Annotated in this window: 19 protein-coding genes; 8 read left to right on the plus strand and 11 right to left on the minus strand. The window is 71.0% G+C overall.

The window, feature by feature from the left end; genetic code table 11:
* Nucleotides 1-810: 810 nt before the first annotated feature.
* Nucleotides 811-1,584 (plus strand): helix-turn-helix domain-containing protein, encoded by a 774-nt coding sequence (locus FHX81_RS33750; RefSeq protein WP_246108331.1) that lies wholly within the window; start codon nt 811-813, stop codon nt 1,582-1,584.
* Between the two features lie 444 nt (nt 1,585-2,028).
* On the opposite strand, the gene FHX81_RS33755 is transcribed toward FHX81_RS33750, so the two are convergent.
* Genes FHX81_RS33755 through FHX81_RS33765 form a run of 3 tightly spaced genes read right to left on the minus strand, consistent with a single transcriptional unit; the run spans nt 2,029 to nt 5,332 of the window.
* On the minus strand, nt 2,029-3,039 hold the full coding sequence (locus FHX81_RS33755) for an enediyne biosynthesis protein (protein ID WP_141982567.1): 1,011 nt from the start codon (nt 3,037-3,039) through the stop codon (nt 2,029-2,031).
* A 5-nt stretch (nt 3,040-3,044) separates the two neighbouring features.
* Complete coding sequence (locus FHX81_RS33760; RefSeq protein ID WP_141982568.1) at nt 3,045-5,003, minus strand: CRTAC1 family protein; 1,959 nt, start codon at nt 5,001-5,003, stop codon at nt 3,045-3,047.
* Complete coding sequence (locus FHX81_RS33765; RefSeq protein ID WP_141982569.1) at nt 5,000-5,332, minus strand: hypothetical protein; 333 nt, start codon at nt 5,330-5,332, stop codon at nt 5,000-5,002. The genes FHX81_RS33760 and FHX81_RS33765 overlap by 4 nt, the downstream gene beginning before the upstream one ends.
* Nucleotides 5,333-5,986: 654 nt before the next feature.
* Between FHX81_RS33765 and FHX81_RS33770 the strand changes: the two genes are divergently transcribed.
* Together FHX81_RS33770 and FHX81_RS33775 are read left to right on the plus strand one after the other, a co-directional pair.
* Nucleotides 5,987-6,691 (plus strand): DUF899 domain-containing protein, encoded by a 705-nt coding sequence (locus FHX81_RS33770; RefSeq protein ID WP_141982570.1) that lies wholly within the window; start codon nt 5,987-5,989, stop codon nt 6,689-6,691.
* 145 nt (nt 6,692-6,836) lie between these two features.
* On the plus strand, nt 6,837-7,529 hold the full coding sequence (locus FHX81_RS33775) for a maleylpyruvate isomerase family mycothiol-dependent enzyme (RefSeq protein WP_141982571.1): 693 nt from the start codon (nt 6,837-6,839) through the stop codon (nt 7,527-7,529).
* Here FHX81_RS33775 and FHX81_RS33780 read toward each other — a convergent pair.
* Both FHX81_RS33780 and FHX81_RS33785 read right to left on the minus strand, forming a co-directional pair.
* The gene (locus FHX81_RS33780; RefSeq protein WP_141982572.1) at nt 7,516-8,208 is read right to left on the minus strand and encodes a TetR/AcrR family transcriptional regulator; all 693 of its coding nucleotides are present in this window, start codon (nt 8,206-8,208) and stop codon (nt 7,516-7,518) included. The two genes, FHX81_RS33775 and FHX81_RS33780, sit on opposite strands and share 14 nt — an antisense overlap.
* A 531-nt stretch (nt 8,209-8,739) precedes the next feature.
* On the minus strand, nt 8,740-8,937 hold the full coding sequence (locus FHX81_RS33785) for a hypothetical protein (RefSeq protein WP_141982573.1): 198 nt from the start codon (nt 8,935-8,937) through the stop codon (nt 8,740-8,742).
* A gap of 1,090 nt (nt 8,938-10,027) precedes the next feature.
* Here FHX81_RS33785 and FHX81_RS41475 point away from each other — a divergent pair.
* The 4 genes from FHX81_RS41475 (at nt 10,028) to FHX81_RS42715 (ending at nt 12,776) form a co-directional block, all read left to right on the plus strand.
* A complete protein-coding gene (locus FHX81_RS41475; RefSeq protein WP_246108104.1) occupies nt 10,028-10,774 on the plus strand; it encodes a helix-turn-helix domain-containing protein in 747 nt (248 codons plus the stop codon).
* 105 nt (nt 10,775-10,879) lie between these two features.
* Nucleotides 10,880-11,686 (plus strand): DUF1702 family protein, encoded by an 807-nt coding sequence (locus FHX81_RS33795; protein WP_246108105.1) that lies wholly within the window; start codon nt 10,880-10,882, stop codon nt 11,684-11,686.
* Nucleotides 11,687-11,762: 76 nt separating this feature from the next.
* Nucleotides 11,763-12,530 carry a helix-turn-helix transcriptional regulator gene (locus FHX81_RS33800; RefSeq protein WP_141982574.1) on the plus strand — a complete coding sequence of 256 codons (768 nt, stop codon included), beginning with the start codon at nt 11,763-11,765 and terminating at the stop codon, nt 12,528-12,530.
* A gap of 111 nt (nt 12,531-12,641) precedes the next feature.
* Nucleotides 12,642-12,776 (plus strand): hypothetical protein, encoded by a 135-nt coding sequence (locus FHX81_RS42715; protein WP_281291762.1) that lies wholly within the window; start codon nt 12,642-12,644, stop codon nt 12,774-12,776.
* A 186-nt stretch (nt 12,777-12,962) separates the two neighbouring features.
* Here FHX81_RS42715 and FHX81_RS33805 read toward each other — a convergent pair whose 3' ends face one another.
* From FHX81_RS33805 to FHX81_RS33815, 3 genes are all read right to left on the minus strand, one after another.
* On the minus strand, nt 12,963-14,048 hold the full coding sequence (locus tag FHX81_RS33805) for a carboxymuconolactone decarboxylase family protein (RefSeq protein ID WP_141982575.1): 1,086 nt from the start codon (nt 14,046-14,048) through the stop codon (nt 12,963-12,965).
* A 129-nt stretch (nt 14,049-14,177) separates the two neighbouring features.
* The gene (locus tag FHX81_RS33810) at nt 14,178-15,545 is read right to left on the minus strand and encodes a cytochrome P450 (RefSeq protein WP_141982576.1); all 1,368 of its coding nucleotides are present in this window, start codon (nt 15,543-15,545) and stop codon (nt 14,178-14,180) included.
* Complete coding sequence (locus FHX81_RS33815) at nt 15,542-16,537, minus strand: DUF1702 family protein (RefSeq protein ID WP_141982577.1); 996 nt, start codon at nt 16,535-16,537, stop codon at nt 15,542-15,544. Before FHX81_RS33815 ends, FHX81_RS33810 begins: the two co-directional genes overlap by 4 nt.
* Nucleotides 16,538-16,832: 295 nt before the next feature.
* Between FHX81_RS33815 and FHX81_RS33820 the strand changes: the two genes are divergently transcribed.
* Nucleotides 16,833-18,380 (plus strand): GMC family oxidoreductase, encoded by a 1,548-nt coding sequence (locus FHX81_RS33820; RefSeq protein ID WP_141982578.1) that lies wholly within the window; start codon nt 16,833-16,835, stop codon nt 18,378-18,380.
* A gap of 69 nt (nt 18,381-18,449) precedes the next feature.
* Here FHX81_RS33820 and FHX81_RS33825 read toward each other — a convergent pair whose 3' ends face one another.
* Genes FHX81_RS33825 through FHX81_RS33835 form a run of 3 tightly spaced genes read right to left on the minus strand, consistent with a single transcriptional unit; the run spans nt 18,450 to nt 21,248 of the window.
* Complete coding sequence (locus tag FHX81_RS33825; protein WP_141982579.1) at nt 18,450-19,319, minus strand: SDR family oxidoreductase; 870 nt, start codon at nt 19,317-19,319, stop codon at nt 18,450-18,452.
* Nucleotides 19,316-19,921, minus strand: a complete 606-nt coding sequence (locus FHX81_RS33830; RefSeq protein ID WP_141982580.1) for a carboxymuconolactone decarboxylase family protein — start codon at nt 19,919-19,921, stop codon at nt 19,316-19,318. The genes FHX81_RS33825 and FHX81_RS33830 overlap by 4 nt, the downstream gene beginning before the upstream one ends.
* A 7-nt stretch (nt 19,922-19,928) precedes the next feature.
* Entirely contained in the window at nt 19,929-21,248 is a 1,320-nt protein-coding gene (locus FHX81_RS33835) for an ABC1 kinase family protein (protein ID WP_141982581.1), read from the minus strand.
* Nucleotides 21,249-21,364: the final 116 nt, after the last annotated feature.

Below are 21,364 nucleotides of genomic sequence, written 5' to 3' on the forward strand. Positions count from 1 at the left end.
GCCCGCACGTCCTCCGCGGACTGAGCGACCGCCTCCCCGCGCGGGTGGGCCGGCGCCGGCCCACCCGCGCGGCTCCACGTCGCCCGGAGGGTCGCCGCCCCGCCGGGCGCGTCGTGCTGCCCGGTCCACATCGGACGCGCCGGCTCGCGGTGCGTTGCCGTGCCACGACTTCCGTCGGTGACCGACGGGTTCCCGTCCCGAATGGGCGGACGGCGCCCCGGCGCGTGGTGTCGTCCGCCATTCTTCGGGTGAATGGTCGGGCACGGTCGTCGGGTGGGGTTTCGGGGTGTCCGGAATAGCTCGTCGTCGTGCTGTGCCGGGTCGGTCCAGTGTCCCGCGCGGCGGCCGGCGGGGCATCTTCGTGATTGCCTTAAACCGGTGGAAAACGGACTCGTGGCGCGGGTCGATAAGGCGACCGCGGCCACCGCGGCCCCACGTCCCCGGCCCGTACCGGCGCTGACCTGCGCCGGGTCGGTCGTGGTCGATATCACCCGAAAGGCGCATCAATAACTTCCCCGGGTGACCGAATATGTGTTCCATGGCCACCGGAAATGGTGGCCGAGGACCGCGCGCAAGATCATCGGAAGGAGGTGGACGTGATCATGGGATGTGTGCCCGGAGGTCATCCGCGCTTCTTGCGGAGGTTGTTGCGGCCCTGGTAGCTTGCAAAAATCGGGTGTACTGGGGGCACTGGGGTTTCACTGGGGGTCGCGGCGCGACGACGCGCCGGTTTCATCACCGCTCGATGAGCCGTCCGGCGTGCCGGTCGGCCGGTTGAAGCTTTCATTACATCTGCGAATGGGGGTCGTAGTGGAGGACGTAATAGAACGGGCGGTCGGCCGGGTCATCGACTTCATGCACGAGAATCTCGGTGAACAGTTCACGATAGATGACATGGCCCGGACAGCCATGTACAGCAAGTTCCACTTCTCGCGGGCTTTCCAACGGGTTACCGGTGTGTCACCGGGTCGATTCCTGGCCGCCATCCGACTACAAGAGGCCAAACGGCTGCTCGTGTGCACCTCGTTGGCGGTCACGGACATCAGCCACCGGGTCGGGTACACGAGCGTCGGCACGTTCAGCTCGAGGTTTCGCAGCAGCGTCGGCGTCTCGCCGACGACGTACCGCCAACTGGGAGGATTGACCCCGCCGATCCCGCTGGCCCGGCGGAGTTCCGACCTGCGCACGTCCACCGTGCAGGGAGAGATCTACGCACCTCTGGGGGGTGCGCCCGGCATCATCTTCCTGGGTCTGTTCCCGGACCGGATCCCGCAGGGGGAACCGGTCCGCTGCTCCATGCTCCACCGGCCGGGACCGTACGTGCTCACGAACGTGCCGCCCGGCACGTGGCACCTGCTGGCTCACTCCGTGGCACTGGGGCGGGAGTCGATGCTCGGCGGGGGACCGTTCGCGCAGGACCAGGAGCTCAACGTGGCGGCGTTCGGACCGGTGTCGGTGCGGGCGGGCGCCCAGGTCAAGGACGTCGACCTGAGCCTGCGCCCGATCGGCACGCTGGACCCGCCGGTGCTGCTCGCGCTGCCGTACATCCGCACCGTGGCACTGGACGCCGGCGCGGCCAGCTGACCACCGGCGCCACCAGGAGGACCCGCCGTCCCGGCCGGACGGCGGGTCCTCTGCCGTGTGGGCCCACGAACCACTCCACTTCGGCACGCCGTACCCGTCCGCCACGGCGGGGGAGGGCACGACCGGCGAACCGGGACGCCTCGCACCGCCCGGGAGGACCCGGCACGCCACCGGTCCACCCCGGAGCCCGCAGCGCCCCGCTCCGCGATCGGCAGCCCGCCCGCCGCATCCCGCGGACGCCTCTCCGCCTGCCTGCGACCCCTGTCACCGCGCGGTGTCCCGTAGCGCTGTGGTCCCGCCGGGCCCGCTCCCGGACAGACGCCGTGCCGGGTCCGGTTGCCCGGGAACCGGCTCCCACACCCGTCGAACACGCCGGCAGCCCGTCACCACCGGGGTGACGGGCTGCCGGCCGTGCTCGCCCGCGTGCGGGCCGCACGGTCCCGATCAGGTCGCGACCACCGCGCCCTGCTTCGGCGCGCCGTTGAGCGCCGGGTCCACAGCGGACGGTTCGACGGTGATGGCCGCCGCGGCCGCCTTCTTCTGCCGCTCCACCTCCAGGCGGTTCTTCTCGATGAAGTGCAGCGCCCAGTGGAAACCGCCGCGGATCAGGCAGACGATCGCCGTGGCGAAGAACAGGCCATAGGGGATGCTCATGCCCATCAGGACGCCGTACACCGCCGCCACACCGCCGCCGAACGCGATCTGCGCGGCCGGTTTGGACGGTGATGTGCCCGGGTCGGTCACCATGTAGTTGGTGTAGAGCACGAACGCGATGCCGGTCATCATGCCGAGACCGGAAGGGATGGAGACGTCCAGGATCATGCCGCGGATGATCGCCTGGAGCGCGAACCCGATCAGCCAGGCCATGATCAGCCACAGCCGGCCGGTCAGCATGCCGTTCAGCATGGTGCCCGCGGTGATGATGATCAGCGGGATCAGCCAGTCGAAGAGCGTGCCCACGTGCTCGCTGAAGTGGTACGGCGGTGCGACCGAAGCCCAGGGGAACACCAGCAGCACCACGGCGATGCCGAAGTTCGACGGGTTCATGTAGTGCCGCATCCGGCCCTTCACCGGTGCGCGCAGCACCCACTTCGCGCCGACCGCCACGACCACGCCGAAGATCATCACCCAGATCTGGTCGTTGACGTAGGTCAGCATGTTGACCGCGAGCGCGGTGATGTGGGCGGGGTAGAGGAACTCCATCAAGCCGCGGAACCCGTTGCCCGCGTACCGGGGCGCGCGACCCTCCTGCCGGGCGCCGATCCACTCCAGCCCGATCTCGACCGCGTAGGCGGTGGCGAGGGCGATGAACGGCCACAGCCACGCCTGCTCGAACCCGAGGACGGTGTAACCGAAGATGTTGAAGATGGAGATGGAGATCGCGAAGCGCCTGAGCGCGGTGATGACCTTGGGGTCGTGCCGCGGCGGGCTGGGTGCCGTCGTGGTCTCGGCCATGTCCGTCACTTCTCCTTGGCCTGGTCGCCGAGCTGGATGTCGTGCCAGCCGGGGTTCAGTGTCATGTCCTGTTCGTGGATCTCGCCGTCGCGGTCGCGCCACTTGATGTGCGCCTGCACGGCCCGGTCCTCGGACCCGAGGCCGAAGTGGACCTCGTGGCTGCGCTTGCCGGAGTGACCGCTGCCGCCGTCCACCCGGTTGACGAACTTCTTGCCCGACGCCGTGGTGATGGTGACCTGCGCGCCGACCACGGGGGACCCCGCGCCGGCGAACGAGCCGTCGCTGACGGCCTCGTCACGGGTCAGGCGCAGGCCGACGAAGCCGTTGCCGGAACCACCGGTGTTGCGGTAGAAGATCGGGTCCGACCACTGCCGCGAGATCGCCATGTCCAGCCGGCCGTCGCCGTCGATGTCACCGGTGGCGATGCCCCGCGTCGGGATCTGGGCGGCCATGCCGAGCTGCGGTGACAGGTCGGAGTAGAAGTCGCGCTGGTTCTTGGCGAAGAAGTGGAAGTGCTGGTTGCCGCCGACGTCGTCGCCGGGACCCACGATCGGCCACCACACGGGGTTGTCCAGCAGCGCGTCGTTCGCCGTGGCGAGCTCCTGCAGCTGGGGCCAGCGGTTCACGTCGCCCTTCACGAACCCGGTGGCCTGCAGGACCTCCGACTCGCTGTTGTTGTCCAGGTCGGCGATCTTCACGTCCCAGCCCCAACCGGACCAGGCGAGCTGGAGCGGCGCGCTCTCGTCCTCCCACACCGCTTCGCCGTCCTCCAGGCTGGAGGTGATCCGGCTCAGGTTGTTCTCGGTGCTCATGAAGGCGAAGTGCGACTCCTCGATGCCGAATGACGTGGTGATGTTGCTGACGTACATGTCGTAGACCTGGTCGCCGTTCAGGTCGCCGAAGTCGACGCCCATGCCCTTGAACGAGTCGATGCCGACGTTCTTGGACTTCGGCTCCATCGGGCCCTTCGAGCCCTCCACCACCTCGAACTTGAGGTTGCCGGGCGTGGACTGGTTGAACAGGAAGCGGTCGGGGCCGAAGTCGTTGCCCACGTACAGCTCGGGCAGCAGGTCGCCGTTGACGTCGTTCGCGCTGGACGCCAGGGCCCAGCCCTTCGAGACGTCCTTCTCGAACGGGTCGACCTTCTCCCACTCGGTGCTCGGCTCGTCGCCGGCCGTGCCGCCCTTCCACAGGAAGATGTAGTCCTCGCCGCCGTTGAAGCCCTGCGACATCGAGTGGTTCATCTCCACGCCGGTGCTCTTGGACGGGTCCAGCACCGGGCCCTCGGGGAAGTAGTTGCCGATGAAGATGTCGTCGTGGCCGTCGCCGTCGAAGTCGGCCACGGTCGCCGAGTTGGCGTTCCACTGCGGGCCGTCGTAGGTGCCCGACGACTTGCCCGGCACCAGCTCGGTCGCCAGGTAGGCGTCGTCGTTCAGGCCCGTCGCGTCGGCCTTGGCCAGGTGCAGGATCGGGGTGCGACCCCACATGTAGATGAGCAGGTCGATCCGGCCGTCCTCGTTGAAGTCGCCGGGCACGCAGCCCATCGGCGCCATCACGTCGTTGACCGGCAGCGACCCGGACGACAGGGCGAACGGCTCGTAGCGCGCCGCCTTGCCCGACTCCGGCGCCGGCGTCACGATCACCTGGTCGATGCGCACGTCGACGTAGCACAGGTCGTTGGACAGCCCGTCGCCGTCGAGGTCGTTCAGCGCGACCGCGGAACCGACCGAGGAGATCCAGGCGTTGATGTGGGCGTAGCGCTGGTTCACCTGCCGGATGGACTGGTGGGTGTAGCCGCCGGGCAGGGCGATCGACTCGGGTGTGAAGCCGAACTGGGCCGCGACCTGCTGCTTCTCCTCGGCCGACACCTCCGGCAGCCGGGCCACCAAGAACGTGGCCGCGACGAGCACGAGTGCCATGACGCCGGGTAGTTGCCTGCGCAGCCAACTGGCTGTGGAGGTCACAAGCTGACTCCTTCCTGGTGGACGAACTCCTCGGCGATGCGTCGCCGCCACGTTCCGAACGGGGGCGTGAACTGCTCGATCACGTCGGCGACGCGCTGGGCGTCGGACCAGCCGACGAGCCACGTGACGCGGCCGATGTCCCGGTGGTCCGGGGCGCGGGAGCCGTGCCGGCCGCCCTTTCCCGTGCCACGGCATGCGGGCCATCGCCCACCCGATGCCGCGACCCGTGCCGAATCCCATTCCGGGGTGATCGTGCCGACCGCAAAGGCGGAGTCGGTGTGGAACTGCCGGCCCGCGTTCCCGGGCGAATTGCTCCGCCCGGCGCCCACTGCACTCAACCTCGTCCCCCCAGCTCGGGTGACCCGTCACCGGACAAGCGAACGAGGAAAAGCGTTGCAGAGGCTTCGCGAGCACTGCTACTTCAGGCTTGCTCACCGGACACCCGTCGTGACCAGGCATTTGTGACAGTGTTTCCGCAGGTCAGTGAGGTTCTAGGTGGGTTCGGTCAGCGGTTCCGGCCTACTTCGCACACGGTGCGGGTTGTATTTGGCTACCGACTTTCAGGCACTTGCCGCAGTACGCCGTCCGGTGCTCCGCAGTCCGTTCCGTAACATTTCCGCCCGCTCGCCGACGGTCATCCCGGCCACATTGGGGCGATCGAATGACCGGGGTCACGGGGCCCCGGCATTGTCCGTGGAACCGGTGTCCGAGCGATTCTCCCGGCTTGCCTGAGGTGAGCACGATCCCGGATGCGCGCCGCCCGTCCGGCACCCATGCTGGACAGTCCGGCCCTCGGGGCCGCGTGCGGTCCGCGCCCACGTCCGGCGCACCGGGAAGACGTCAACCTCGAAGAAGTGCCGTCACGCCGAGCCGCCATAGCCTGACGAGGGACAGTCCCCGGCCGGAACCGGGTGGCACCCCCCTCGTCATCCGTCGTGTCGGGTCTCGGTGGAGTCGTTCCCGACAGTCCTCAAGGAGATCTGATGACCCAGCCGAAAGTCGTCTCGCGTGCGGAGTGGTTGGAGGCGCGCAAAGCGCTGCTGGAGAAGGAGAAAGAGGTCACGCGCGCCCGCGACATGATCGCGGAGGAACGCCGGAAGCTGCCGATGGTCAAGGTGGAGAAGGACTACACCTTCGAAGGGCCCGGCGGCAGCCGGCTCACGCTGCTCGACCTGTTCGAGGGCCGCCGCCAGCTGATCGTCCGGCACTACATGTTCAGCCCCGGCGCCAAGGAGGGCTGCATCGGCTGCTCGATGCAGGCGGACAGCGTCGGCGAGCTCGCCCACATGTGGGCCCGCGACACCACGTTCGTCATGATCTCGCGCGCGCCGGTGGCCGACTTCGAGCCGTTCAAGCAGCGCATGGGCTGGAACATCCCGTGGTACTCGTCGTTCGGCAGCGACTTCAACTACGACTACGAGGTCTCCACCGAGATGGGCGAGTCGCCGGGGGTCAGCGCGTTCTACCGCGAGGGCGACGACGTCTTCTTCACCTACTCGATCTTCGACCGCGGCGGGGACATCTTCAAGAGCTTCTACAACTACCTCGACATCACCCACCTCGGTCGGCAGGAGGAGCAGCTCGACCACCCGTGGGACTGGTGGCGCTTCAAGGACACCTACGACGCCGAGGAGTCGCACGGGCCGGGCGACAACTGGTGGAACGGCACCAGGTACCAGCAGGCGTAGCCGCGGGCGGCCGGGCCGACCCGATCGACGTCTTGTGAGCGCGGGAGCAGGGCCGGCGCACGGCCCGGCACCCGCGCTCGCGTCGTACCCGCCCGGGCGGGGCGTGACGTCCTCCGCACCCCCACGACGACGAGGAGCACGGCCGATGCCGGGAACGAGCCGGGTGCGGGTCACCGACGACATCGCCTACCGCACCGTCCGGGAGAACTTCGCGGCACTGCTGGCCGAACCGGGGGCCCGCGCGGACGTCCGGCTCCCGGCGTGTCCGGAGTGGACGGTCCGCGACGTCGTGGCGCACATGGTGGACAACGTGCTGACGGCGTTGCGCCGGGCGTCCGTCGCACCGCCGGAAGTCCCCGCCGCCGACGCGTCACCCGGGGAGCTGCTCGACGCCTGGCTGCGGCTGGGCGAGGGCCTGGACGTGCACCTGCACGCCAACGACGGCGAACGCGGACCCGCGGTGCTGGTGATGGACGCGTTCACCCACGAGGTCGACCTGCGGTACGCGCTCGGCGCGCCCGTGCCCGCCGAGCACGTCGCCTACCGGCGCTCGCTCGGCCTGCTGACCGCCGGGTTCGGCGAGTCGGTGCGCGCGCACGGCCTGCCGTCGGTCCGCGTGCTGTGCGACGGCGCCGAGTGGGTCTGCGGCGCGGGCGCGCCCGCGGTGACGCTCGTCGCGTCGCGGCACGACGCGCACCGCGCGCTGGCCGGGCGTCGCAGCCACGTCCAGCTCACCGCGATGGACTGGAGCGACGACCCGCGACGGTGGCTGCCCGCGTTCACGTGGGGCCCGTTCACCCCGCCCGCCGAGCCGGGTGACGCGCTCAGCGCGGGCTAGCGACCGCCTCGGCCGGCTCCGGGTCGGCCTCCACCTCGCGCCGCCTGCGCTTCCGGGAGGCCGTCATCGAGGCCGACACCGACCGGGGGTCGTCGCCGACGCCGAGCAGCAGGCTGTTCAGGATCGTGTCGTAGCAGCGGTCTGCGTCGACCGGGTCGATCAGGTAGCCGCCGAGCTCGAGGTTGACCAGGCCGTGCGTGGCGATCCACATCTCGTGCGCGATCAGGATCGGGTCGTCGCGGCGGAACCGGCCCGCCTCGATGCAGCGGGTGGCGCAGTCCACGACGGTGAGCAGCGTGTACCGGCCGAACTGGCGGTCGGACTCGGTGAGCGAGAACCCGGCCAGCGACTGCCCGCCGAACATCACCGCGTACAGGTGGGAGTTCGCCTTGGCGTTCTGCCGGTAGGCGTAGCCGAGCACGGCCATGTCCGCGACCGGGTCGTCGGTCCGGCGCACCTGCGCGAACTGGCGCTCCAGCCGGGAGAAGCCCTCGTGCACCATCTCCCGGACCAGGCCGCTCATGCTGCCGAAGTGCGTGTAGACGGCCATCGTCGACGTGCCGGCCTCGGCCGCGATCTTCCTGGTGGACAGCGCCTCGGCGCCGTGCTCGGCCAGCAGCCTCGCGGCGATGTCGACGAGCGCGGCACGGGTTTCGGGATCCAGCTTGCGAGGACTCACCTTGACAGTGTTGCACAACGCCGTTATTCTTAGTGTAACGTTGTTATGCTAAAAGTGTGGCAATCGTGTGATACGTGTGCCCCGATCGGAGGTCGGCGACCACGTCGCCGTGGTCGTGATCGCGTTCGGACTCGCCCTCGGATCGCCCGGAACGGCCGAGTCGCCGCGGGTGGATGGCAGGGGGTTCGGGGACGTGTCCGCGCTGACGGGCTTCGCGGCTGGGCGGGTGCACGGCGACCGCCGCGGCACGGCGTCCACGGCATCCCCGCGCGCGGTGACGCAGCGCAGCGGTCGCGCGCGACCGTCCGGGTCGGGCTCGTCGGGCCGTTCGGCTTGCCGAACCGGCACGCGGTCGGTTCTTGCGCACCGGCCGGTCGGCTCGGCGGGAAACCGTGATGTGACAGGCACAACGCTGCGCAGTCCGTCCACTCCGGACCCTCGCGGTGGTGCGTCGGCGTCGGTGGCCGGCCGGGTGGGGCGAGGCAGCGGTCGGGGGATTGCCGCTGCCTCGCCCGTGGTGGAGCAGACGACTCAGTTCGCCGACTTCTCCTCCACCACCGCGGGCGCCATCGTCGAGCCGGCCTGGGGTGCCGACTCCGCGATGGGCTTGAGGACGCGGATCAGCCCGGCGGCCGCGGTGAGGGCCGGCCGGGTGGGCGACGACGGGGGTGCGGGGTCGGCGGAGCCGCGGGCGACCGCCAGGCCGCCGCTGCGCGCGTCTGCACTCATTCCTGCCTTCCCCGGTGTCGGCGTCGAGCCGGTCTGGTGGCTTCGGCGCGCCCGGTTCGATGTGGGGCGCGCTCGCGGCTCCGGCCGGTCGCGGGGATGTAAGGGAACCATCCCTAGCGTCTTGTCGGCCACACTAATGCAGGCGCATCGGACGGGCAAGGTCGGCACCAGCGCGGTCTCCCCGCGGCAAATGGATGAGGTGGCTCGGGGAAGTCGCGCATCGCACCGGGTAGTCGGCTCGGTGATGCCGGTGTTCGTCCGGCGTGGTCGTCGTTCCGGTCCGCGCCGACGCCTGCGGGATCCCGATGTGGAAGCCGGTTCCCGTCCTCCGATTGCGCCGGGCGCGAGCAGATCAGGCTGGTGGGGTAATGGTGTCGTTCGGATGCGCTGAATGGCGTCGGATCGGACACGGTGTGCGTCTTCGGGGGAATTGCCGTTGCGCATTGCAGGTGACGGTTCGTCCTGTTCGGCGCGGATGCGGTCGCGGCGGGTGGTGGTCACGCGTCGCGATGGCGCGGAGGGGGCCGGTTCCGGCGCGGTCGGCAGGTGTGCGGGTGGCCGGTGGCGGGTACGGGGTGGGGTGACGGCCGCATCACCGCGATCGACCTGCGGGCACGGTCGACGGGAGCGGCGAAGGGCGCCCCGGGTCGCGATCGGGCGCCCGGCGTGCGGTCGCGCCCGCCGTTCCCGGCGGTACACCCCGGGCGGTCACGCTCCGTGGTGGACGATGGGCCACCTCGGCGATCGGGTGCCGTCGCGCTGGACTGCGCGGTCGTACCGGTTGCCCGCAACGGCTGATAGCCGTCTCACAGATTGCGGTACTGGTTCCGGGTAATTACCTGTGGCCCGACGCCCTGATAGCGTCCTTCTCGCTGCGGAGTTATGGGGGCTCCGCACAAAGGCCATCTGGGGTGGTGGAGATCGGCAAAAGAGCAGTATCCGCCGTATTCACGAAAAAGCGGGAAGACGTGTTCGCGCCGCGTCGTCGCGGCTTTCTTCCGGACCGCGACCAGCCGGTACGCCTTTGTCCGGCCGTGGTGGCGCCGTGCCGCGAACCGTCCGACCGCGATTCAGGCCGAAAGGAACGACCGTGCACGATGCCGTCCAGCGCGCCATCACCATGATGCGTGCGAACTACTATGAACCACTCACGTTGCGCGATGTCGCGGGCGCCGCACTGGTCAGTCCCTTCCACTTCTCCCGCCTGTTCCACGCGGCGGTCGGCGTGCCGCCGGGCCGGTACCTGACGGCGGTCCGATTATTCGAGGCCAAACGGTTGCTGCTGACCACGTGGATGAACGTCGCCGACATCGTCGCCACCATCGGGTACAGCAGCGTGGGCACCTTCACGACCAGGTTCACCCGTGCGGTCGGCCTCTCGCCGACCCAGTACCGCAACCCGGAGGTCAGCGGCCTGCTCGCGGCCGTCGCGCTGCCCGACTTCGACAACCCGCTGGAGACCGGCTCGCCGGTCTTCGACGCGATGCCGGTGCCCCGCTTCGGCGGCAGCGGCTCCCCGGTCGGCACGCTGGAGGTGGCGGCGGCGGACGACGCGTCCGAGGTCACCGTCGGTGTCATCGACGACCTGATCCCGCGCAGCGCGCCGGCGGCGAGCACCCTCGTCGACGGGCCGCGCGGGCCCGAGCTCGTCGTCGGGGCCGCGGCCACCCGATGCGTCGCGGTCGCGCTGCGCGGCCCGAACCCGCCGGCCGGCCTGGCGTTCGCGGGCGGGGTGAGCCACGCGATCACCGTCGGCGCGGGACAGCACCTGCGGGTCGGCGTCCGGATGCGCGACCGGGCACCGGCGCCGGTCCCGGTCGGCACAGGTCGGCGGTGACGTGCGCGGACCGGCGCGCAAGCGTGGAGCAGACCGGGTCGGACCGCCGGGGCATCCTCGGACGAACTGCCACCCGCCGTGGCCGGAGCGTGACGGGAGAACGAGTTGACCACCCTCTACCGGTCGCTGCGCGTGCTGACCCCGGCGATGTCGGAGACGAAGCCCTCGGTGCGCGGGTTCCACGGGAAGACGTCCGCGTCGACGGACCTGCTGGAAACCGTCGGCCGGGTGTTCCTCACCGGCCGGGCCCGCGCGCACGACTACATGGTGCACGTGGGCATCGGCTGGGCGCCGGCCCGGGTGCCGGGGTTCCGCTGGAGCGCGGTCACCGCGAACGTGACCGACGAGCTGGTCCAGTGGCTCGTGCTCGACGGCTACGGGTTCCACCAGGCGTACTTCCACCCGGACCGGTACGTGCGCGGGCAGTACCGGGAGCGGCGGTTCCCGTGGCCCGCGGGCGGTCCCGGGTGGTACGTCGACCGGGCCATCGACCAGGGGATCGGCCGCGCGCTGTGGTTCGTCGCGGGCACGGACCCGGCGGTCGCGGCCGACCTGATCGACGGGTTCGCGCCGGACCGGCGGGCCGACCTCTACAGCGGTGCCGGGCTCGCCGCCACCTACGCCGGCGGCGTCGAGCGGCACGAGCTGGAGCTGTTGTGGGCACGGGCGGGCGAGCACCGGCCGCTGGTCGCCCAGGCGGCGGCGTTCGCGGCCACCGCGCGGGTCCGGGCCGGTCTCGCCGTGCCGCACAACGAACTGGCGACCCGGGTGTTCTGCGGCATGTCCGTGGCGGAGGCCTCGGAGGTCAGCGTGCGCACCCGGCCGAGCGGGCCGGTCGGCGGCGACGTGCCGGCGTACGAGGTGTGGCGGCAGCGGATCGCGGACGAGTTCCGCGCGTCGGGCCGGGCTTGACGGACCGTCGGCGCGCGTCGGGGGAGTCGGGGTCCTCGCCGCGACCGCTTGGAGCGAGTAAACTGGAGGGACTGTTGTGCAGACTGCGGTAGAGCGGGCGATCGACACGATGTGGAGCCGCTACCACGAGCCGCTTTCACTGGCCGACATGGCGGACACCGCGATATTGAGCAAGTTCTACTTCTCCCGGGTGTTCCGGACGCTGACCGGCACCTCGCCCGGCCGGTTCCTCACCGCGATCCGGCTCACCAAGGCCAAGCAGCTGCTGCTGGAGACGTCGTCGAGCGTCACCGAGATCTCGTACATGGTGGGCTACAACAGCCTCGGCACGTTCACCAGCCGCTTCACCCGCAGCGTCGGCGTGCCGCCCGCGCGGTACCGCGCCCTGTCGCGCGGCGGCGTCCTGCCGCCGTCCTCGTTGTCCGGGCCCGCGCGGGGCACGCCGGCCGGGTCGGTGGCCGGGTGGGTCGGCGTGCCGGAGACCGGGACGCCGGTGCGCGTGTACGTGGGTGCGTTCAAGGACCCGATCGCGCAGGGCATGCCGGTGGCGTGCGACATCCGCGACGGCGCGGGACCGTACCGGCTGGAGGCGATGCCGGAGGGCCGCTTCTACCTCCGGGCGGCCGTGGTCGCGCTCGACGACCTGGACCCGAACCCGTCGAAGCGGCGGCCGCTGTTCGTCGGCGGGGCCGAGGCGGCGTCCGTGCGGGCGGGCCGGACGGCGGAGGCGGACATCGAGACCAGGTCGGCGTGCGCGCTGGACCTGCCGATCCTGCTCGCGCTGCCCGAACTGGACACCCGCGCTCCGTCCGACGTCGGACTGGCCGTGCCGGCGCCCCGCTAGTCGCGCCGTTCCCACACCTGGAGGTGGTCGGTGCACCGCGCCGGTTCCGGTAAGTGGCCGCGCCAACCCGCCGCCCTCGCCGCGCTGCTCACCCTCGTGGGGGCGGGCGGCGTGCTCGGGTGGCGGATCGGCGCGTGGGTCGGGGTGGCCGTCGGCGCGGGCGTGGGGCTGGTGGTCGCGGCGCTGCTGGGGATCGCGGTCGACCGGCTGGTCTCGCCACCCGGGCGGCGGCGCGTGCGGGACTGACGGGATCGTTCGCGGCACGGGGTTTCGGGCCGAGTGCCGAGATCGCGGCCGGGTGCGGGAGTGACGAGAACGCTTGCGGGTCGGCGGTTCCGGCCGAACGACCGGAGCGCGCGCCCGCCGCACCCGCCGGTCCGGCTCGTGCGAGCGGCTCCGATCGTCGCCGACCGGAGCCACCGGCGCGTTCCGTCACTCGGGCGTGGTGCTCGCCGCGGGCGGTCGTGGTGCGTCCTCGGGGCGGAACCTCATCCAGCTCCCCACCCGGCGTGCGGCGGCCAGGCTGGACCACGAGGTCAGGTCGATCAGGGACCGGTCGTCAGGGCTGCCCGCGCGGAAGCGGTCCAGGACGGACTGGTCGATCTGGTACGACGCCAGCGCCGTGAGCAGGGCCAGGCGCCCGGCGTCCCGCTGGTCCGCCGCGAGCCCGGCGACGGCGTCCTCGACCCACGCGCGGCTCACGCCCATCGGCCTGCCGTCCCAGTGCTCCAGGTGCTCCAGCACCAGCGAGCGCACCTCGGCCGGCACCGAACGCCGACCCGCACCCTCGATGGCGGCGGCCCCGCGCGCGTACGCGCCGGCGATGGCGGCGTGCCCCTCGGCCCACTTCATGTCCTCGGGCAGCGGCGCGTCCGGCAGCAGGTCGAGCGACGCGCCCGGGCGCGGGCCCTGGCGCTCGGCCGACTTGATCAGCCACACCAGGACCCGGCGCACGACGGTCATCGACGCGGCCGGCGCACCCGGTGGCAGTGGCAGCTCGCCCAGGAAGATGTTCACCATCCGGTTGAGGTACTGCAGCACGACCGCCGTGCCGACCATCTCCGCCGCCTGCTCCACCGGGAACGGCACGGGGTGCCCGGCCCCCTCGTCCGGCGTGGCGTTCGCGGTCGCCCACGCGGCGGCGGCCCGCGCCTCCGGTTCCCGCAGCGCGCCGTCGTGGTAGCCCACCAGGTCGATCAGCATCGACGAGTGCATCGAGATGCAGAACGGGCAGTTGTTGGTCTCCGACACCGCGGTGGACACCGCTTCCTTCTGCGCGCGCGGCGCCGTGCCGGGCACGAGCAGCGTCTCCCGCAGCATCAACCACGCGCCCGCCAGCACGTCCGGTGACGGCGCGTGCAGGGCGATCGGCGGTGCGAGCACGCCGAAGTCCCGCTCCAGCTCCCGGTACACCCGGGCCACCTTCTCGTCGGCCGCGCCGTACCTCACCGCGCGCACCTGCCGGACCTGCGCGGTGGAGAGACCGCGCAAGCCGGCCTGTACCAATGTCGCTCGCATCGAAATCGGTTCCTCCGCCGGCGCTTCAGGGATCAGGAAGAATCACAGCGTAATGGCTTCCGGGGTCGGTCCGTGAGGTTTCGCGCCCGGGTTCGGCCGTCCGGCGCTTCGGTGCCGCAGCCCGGGGGGTCACGCCGCGGACCGGACCGTCATCGGCAGCCCGCCGCGCACGCGCAGCGTCAGCATCGGCTCGCCGCGCACCTCGTAACCGGGCACTGTGGACAATCGCAGCTCGCGCACCACGCTGGCCGCCACGATGGTGGCCTCCATCATCCCGAGCCCGCTGCCGACGCACACGCGCGGACCGGCGCCGAACGGGATGTAGGCGTACCGCGAGCGCCCGGACGACCGCCCCGGCGAGAACCGGTCCGGGTCGAACCGGTCCGGCTCCTCCCAGAACCCGGGGTGCCGGTGCAGGGTGTACGGGCAGATCAGCACGTCGGCGCCGGCCGGCACGTGGTAGCCGCCGATCTCGTCCTCCTCGCGGGTCACCCGCGGCAGGATCCACACCGGCGGGTAGAGCCGCATGACCTCCTGGATCACCTGCGTGATGTACCGCAACCGCGGGATGTCGGAGAACGTCGGCTGCCGGTCGCCCAGCACCTCGACGGCCTCGGCGTGCATCCGCTCCCACACCTCGGGGTGCGCGTCGGCCAGGTGGAACGTCCAGCTGAGCGTGCTCGCGGTGGTCTCGTGGCCGGCCAGCAGCAAGGTCACCATCTCATCGCGCATCCGCTGGTGCGCGACCGCCGGGTCGGGCTCGTTCCTCGTCGCCTCGACCAGCCGGGACAGGATGTCGTCGCCGTCGGGGGTCGGGTTGGCGCGGCGCTCGTCGGCCAACCGGGCGACGATGCGGTCCAGGTCGGCGCGGGCGCGGTGGAACCGCCGCTGGATGGGCAGCGGCACCCAGTGCGGCACCGTGCTCAGCGACATCATCTCGAACATCGCCTGGTTCTGCACCGCTTCGAACGAGTGCCCGATGGACTCGAACGCGCCGAGGTCGGCGTCGAGCAGGGCGCGGCCGAGCACGCCGAGCGTCAGCCCGGTCATCTCCTCGCTGATGTCGATCGGCTCGCCGCCGCGGTGGGCGCGCAGCTTCGCGACCAGCCCCGCGGCCTCCTGCGCGATCACGTCGGCCTTGGCCGCGATCCGCTTGGCCTGGAACACCGGCTGGATCGTCTTGCGCTGCGCCTTCCACAGCTCGCCCTCGCTGGTCAGCAGGCCGTCGCCGAGCGCGCGGCGGGCGTGCACCAGGCCGATGCCCTTGACGAAGTTGCCGGGGTTGTCGGCCAGCACGTACTTGGCGTGGTCGGGGTGGTTGAAGAAGTACATCGACTTCGGTCCGAGCCGCAGCCGGACCGCGTCGCCGTACTGCTGGGACACCGAGGTCATCACGGTGAGGCGGTCGCGCGCCATCCTGGCCAGCAGGCTCAGCGTCTCGCTGCGCGGCGGGCCCGGGACGGCGCGCCGCGCTCCGGTCAGGTCGATCGTGGTCATGCCGTCACATCCGCATCGGTCGTGAACGCCGCGGTGATGCGCCTGCGCCACACCTCGAAGGCCGGGATGCCGGGGTGCTCGGGCAGCTCGGCGACCGCGGGCGGTCGCGTGTCGTGGCACAGTCGCGCCGCCTCGTCGGGCGTCATGTCGCAGAAGATCCGGGTGGCCACCCCGGTGTGCTCCACCACCAGGCCCTGGTCGACCCGCGCGGTGGCGGCGAAAGCGCTGCCCTGCGCGACGTTGGGCAGGTAGGGGCCGACCCGGTCGGCGTACCACCGCAGCTCGTCCGCGGGCAGGCCGCCCGCGTAGGTCGCGGCCAGGCCCGAGCCCGCGTACAGGTCGGCGTGGCGCTCCTCGTCGAACGACTCGATCAGGTCGACCACGACCTTCGGGTCGGCGCCGCCGACGAACCACAGCGCCCGGCCGATGCCCTGGTCGATGCCGCGGGGCGAGTACTCGCGGTGGCCGTCGACCGGCCACGGGAACGCGGGTTCGCGGTACTGGTCCCGCACGTACTTCTCGGTGTGGAAGAACGCCTGGTGGAAGCCGTACCCGTCGAGCGCGAGCCAGCGCAGCAGCGGGTCCTCGTCGAGCCCGAGCCTGGACCACCGCGACCGCGGCACCCGGGCCATCGCCCAGCCGACGCCCACGATCACCATGTAGTCGTGCGCCCTGGCCTTGCCCTCCAGGAACCTCAGGGTCCGCCCGCCCCGGCCGAACGGGAGCGCGTCGCGCACCGCGAACCCCATCCCCGCGCCCTCGTAGGCGAAGCCGCGGAACTTGTGGGGCATCTCCTCCAGCTTGCGCTCCGCCTCGACCGGCGTGCGCGACTCGGCCGCGAAACCGTAACCCTCCAGGAACGACCGGCCGACTGTTTCCAGCAGTTCCCGGGCGGTCTCGTCCTTGTAGTGGAAACCGCGCACCGACAATTTCGTCGCGGAAATGTTGGGAGTCAGGACGCGACGCCTGAGCGCACCCCACGGGCTGGACATTGTTCGCTCCCTCCGTCCCGCTACGGGAGACCGCAGCGATGGGGACTGAATGAAATGGTCGGTGCCACCACGACCGGATGCCTACTCCCAGCGTGCCCACCGGGAGCACGTCACGGCACGGCCGGCCGGTGAAGTCGGCATGATCGGAGAAGGGGTCGCGGACCGCGTTGTCCGGGCCGGCGGGCAATCCCGGCGGGGCAACGCGCGAGTAGCAAGGTCATCGCGGCCGGTGCGACGCTCGGCGGGTGGGTCGCAGAACCCTGCGCCCGAAGCGCCCAATCTTCGAGGACTGCTTATGACGGCTCAATATGACGACATCATCGTCGGCGCCGGATCGGCCGGTGCGGCGCTCGCGGCCCGGCTGACCGAGGACCCCGCGCGGCGCGTGCTGCTCTTGGAAGGCGGCCCGGACTACGCCGAGCCGGAAGAGCTGCCGGAGGAGATCTTCTACGGTCGCGCGATGTCGTTCGAGGGCAACGACTGGACCTTCCGGGCGGACGTGCACGACGGCCGCCGGATCCGCTTCCCCCGCGGCAAGCTCGCCGGCGGCTCGTCGGCGGTCGGCGCGACGGTGGGCCTGCGCGGTGTCGCGGAGGACTACGACGACTGGGCCGCCGCCGGGAACCCGGGGTGGTCCTACGAGGAGGTGCTGCCCTACTTCCGCAAGCTGGAGAACGACTACGACTTCGGCGAGAGCGAGTTCCACGGCGGCGGCGGCCCGATGCCGATCCGCCGGTGGAAGCCGGAGGAGCTGTCGCCGGGGCAGACGGCGTTCGTCGAGGCCTGCCTGGACGCGGGTTTCCCGGAGGTGAAGGACCACAACCACCCGGAGGCGACCGGCGTCGGTTCGATCCCGTCCACCCGGCACGACCTCGTGCACCGGGCCACGACGGGCACGACCTACCTGCGGCTGATCCGGCAGCGGCCCAACCTGGAGATCAGGAGCCGCACCACGGTCGACCGGGTGGTGTTCGACGGCGCGAAGGCCGTCGGCGTGATGGCGGCGGCGGAAGGCGGCTCCTACGAGCTCGTCGAGGGCCGCCGGATCATCCTGGCCACCGGCGCGGTCGCGTCACCGATGATCCTGCTGCGCTCCGGCATCGGCCCGGCCGAGGACCTGCGCCGGCTCGGCATCGACGTCCGCGCGGACCTGCCCGGTGTCGGCGGAAACCTGGTCGACCACCAGCGCACCGGGGCGTTCCTGGTGCCGCAGCCGGGGGTGATCGACCCGACCGAGGCGTTCCTCCAGCAGATCCTGCGCACCACCTCGCCGGTCACCGGCGAGTTCAACGACCTCCAGTACTACATGGTCAACCACTTCTCGCTGTCGCACTTCCCGGAGCTGCAGATGCTCGCCGGCGCCACCGAGATCCTCGGCGTGATGGTGGTGTCGCAGCGCCCCGGTTCCCGCGGTCGGATCACGCTGCCCTCCGCGGACCCGGCGGCCCAGCCCACGATCGTGCTGAACTTCCTCGACGACGAGCGCGAGATGGAGATCCTCGTCGACGGCGTCCGCACGGCGTGGCAGCTGGCCCACCACCCGGACATCATGAAGCTCGGCCAGGGCTTCGTGGTGCTGCGGGACGCCATGATCGACAACGACGACATGGTGCGGCAGTACGTCAAGACCAGCCTGGACAGCGCTTACCACCCGGTCGGCACGGTCCGGATGGGCCCGGCCTCGGACCCGGACGCGGTCGTGGACGAGCGGGGCGCGGTGCACGGCACCGAGTCGCTGTACGTCGCCGACTCGTCCATCATGCCGAGCACGGTGCGCGCCAACACCAACCTCACCTCGATCATGATCGGGGAGCGGATGGCGGCCTGGCTGCGCGAGGACTGACGGCACCGCCACGACGAAGCGGCTCCGGACCGAGGAGGTCCGGAGCCGCTTCGTCGTGGCGGGGAACCGTTACGGCTGCGGGAAGAACTTGGTGACGAACACCTCCCACGCGCGGTCGCCGAAGATCGCGCGCTGCGGCTTGAGCAGGTGGGTCGGGAGGCCGAGCCGGTAGCGGATCCGCGGGTTGGGGTCCGTGATGGCCTTCTCGATGGTCTCGGCGACCTTGCCGGAGCGCACCGCCGTGCGGCCGCGGCCCTTGGGCTTGTCGACCTCGCGGTAGGCGCCGTGCCAGACGACGAAGCGCTCCCAGAAGTCGGCGTACAGGTCGCTGTCGGTGGCCAGGCCCAGGTCGCCGACGGTGGTCGGCACGAACGAGCCCAGGATCGGCGACGGCTCGATGATGGACACCTTGATGTCCCACGGCTTCACCTCGAGCCGCAGCGAGTCGCTGATGGCCTCCAGGGCGTGCTTGGTGGCCTGGTAGTAGCCGCGGCCGGGCGTGGCGAACAAGCCGAAGATCGACGACATCATGATGATCCGCCCGGACCGCTGCTCGCGCATGCCCGGCAGCACGAGTTGCGTCATCCGGGACAGGCCGAAGAAGTTCGTCTCGAACTGCCGGCGCACCTGCTCCATCGGCGTCTCGCCGATCGTGCCGTTGAGGCTGTAGGCGGCGTTGTTCACCAGGACGCCGACCGCGCCGTGGTCCTCGGTGATCCGCTCCACGGCGGCGACCATCGACTCCTCGTCGGTGACGTCCACCTGGAGCGTGGTGATGCCCTCGTCCGCGAGGTCCTTCAGGCCGCGCAGGTCGCGCCCGGTGGCGTACACCGGCCAGCCGGCGCGGTGCAGGCGCAGCGCGGTGGCGCGGCCGGTGCCGGAGGACAGGCCGCCCGAGGAGTTGACGCCGGTGATCAGGACCGCGCGCGAACCGGTCACACCTCACCTCCCGTCGGGACCTCCTGCTGCGACACCCGGCTCGCGGCCACGGAGAAGCCCAGGCCGAGGCCGTCCACCATCCGGGTGATGAAGTTGAACATGCCGGCGATGAAGAAGCCCTCCAGCAGTTCCTCGGACGTCCAGCCGGCGTCCGTGGCGACCTTCCAGTCCGCGTCGGTGATCTTGTACGCCTCCTTGCTCAGCTTGGTCAGCAGGCGCAGCAGGACCTTGGTGCGCTCGTCGACCGGCAGGTCCTCCACGCTCTCCGCGGACTCGACGGCCTGCGCCGTCTCCTGCGGGCCGCCGAACGCCTGGAAGAAGAAGTTGTGCGTCCCGACGCAGTACGGGCACTGGTTCACCTTCGACGTCCACGCGGCGATCAGCTCGCGCGTGGCCCGCGGCATGATGCCGGTGATGAACATGCCCTTGTAACCGGCCACCACGCCCTCGAGCAGGTCCGGCCGCGTGGACAGCAGGCGGAACATGTCCGGCACGAACGGCAGGTTGGTGTTGCTCTTGATGTCGGCGTACAGCTCGGCGAGGCGGCCTTCGGCCTGACCCTCCTCGACCAGCGGAACCCGGACGTGGGTGGTTGCGTCCATGCTCGACTCACCTTTCAACAGCGGGTTGGGCGTCACGGGGGATGTTGCGGCGACGCAGGACCGGGATGGCCTCGGCCTGGAAGTCGAGGTCGGAGTCGAAGCCCTTGATCATGCCCTCGATGACCAGCAGCGAGAGCAGGGGGAAGGCGAACTCCGGGGCGGGGAACAGGCCGAACCGGCGTTGCAGGTCGAACAGCCTGCCCGCGAACCGGGCCAGGTCGAACTCGCCGGACTTCGCGCCCGACGTCTCCGACACCAGCTCGCCGAGCGCGGCCCGGAAGCCCTCCAGGTCGCAGTCGTCGGCGATCTCGGCAGCGCTCTCGATGACGATCTGGGCGCACATCCAGCCGTCGCCCATCGCCATGTTGATGAAGAAGTCGGCGAACGACCGGCGCACCGGGTCGGGCAGCTTGATGACGAAGCCCGCGTCCAGCATCACCAGGTCGGCGTTGAGGTCGAAGTACAGGTTGCCGGGGTGCAGGTCGCAGTGGACGAAGCCGTCGATGAACAGCATCTCGTAGACCGTGCCCAGCACCGCCCGCTGCACCGAACGCCGGGTGTCGAGGTCCAGCTCGCCCGGCTCGAAGCGCCGCAGGTCGCCGATGAACTCCATGACCACGGTCTCGGGCGTGCACAGCTCCGGCAGCGGCGCGGGGATCGTCACGGTGCGGGTGCCGCCTTCCAGGTTGTCCCGCAGCGCGCGCAGCGACGCGGCCTCGGCGGCGAAGTCGAGCTGGCGCAGGATCGCGCCGCCGACCTGGGCGTGCATCAGCTTGAACGGCATCTTGCGCAGCCTGGGCAGCATGCCCATGAGGCTCATCGCCGAGGCGGTCAGGGTGAAGTCCTGCCACATCACGCGCTCGATGCCGGGCCGGCGCACCTTGACCGCCACGCGCCGACCGTCCAGCGTCACGGCCTCGTGCACGGTCGCGATGCTGCCGGAGGCGACCGGTTCCCAGTCGAATTCCCGGAACGGCCACGGCCGGTCGCGGTAGGCCTCGCGCACGGCGCGCTCGATCCGGCGCCGGCGCGGCGGCGCGGCGCCGTCCGTGAGGCGGGCCAGGGGCGTGGTCACCTCTTCGGGCAGCAGGTCGCGCCGGGTGCTCAGCAGCTGGCCGATCTTGATGTAGGACGGTCCGAGGCGGGTGAGCATCCGGACCCAGCGGTCGCCGTCGCGCACGCCTCGGCCGCCGGTCGAGCGCCGCAAGCGCGCGCCGGCCGCGGAGCCCGCGATGACCACGCCGTAGCAGGCCACGATGAGGCCGACCCACGCGCAGCGCAGCACCAGTCCGGGCAGCCGCACCAGGCGGCCAGTGGTCTTGGTCATCCTCGCCCCCTGTCGTGCGATTGGGCTGTCGTGCACCGGTCGGGCGGCACGGCGCCGCCCGCCTGCGATGGTGTCGGCGCGGGTCTCCCGCCGCCTACTCCCTCCGTGCCTTGCGA

Source organism: Saccharothrix saharensis, from assembly GCF_006716745.1.
Classification (GTDB): Bacteria; Actinomycetota; Actinomycetes; order Mycobacteriales; family Pseudonocardiaceae; genus Actinosynnema; species Actinosynnema saharense.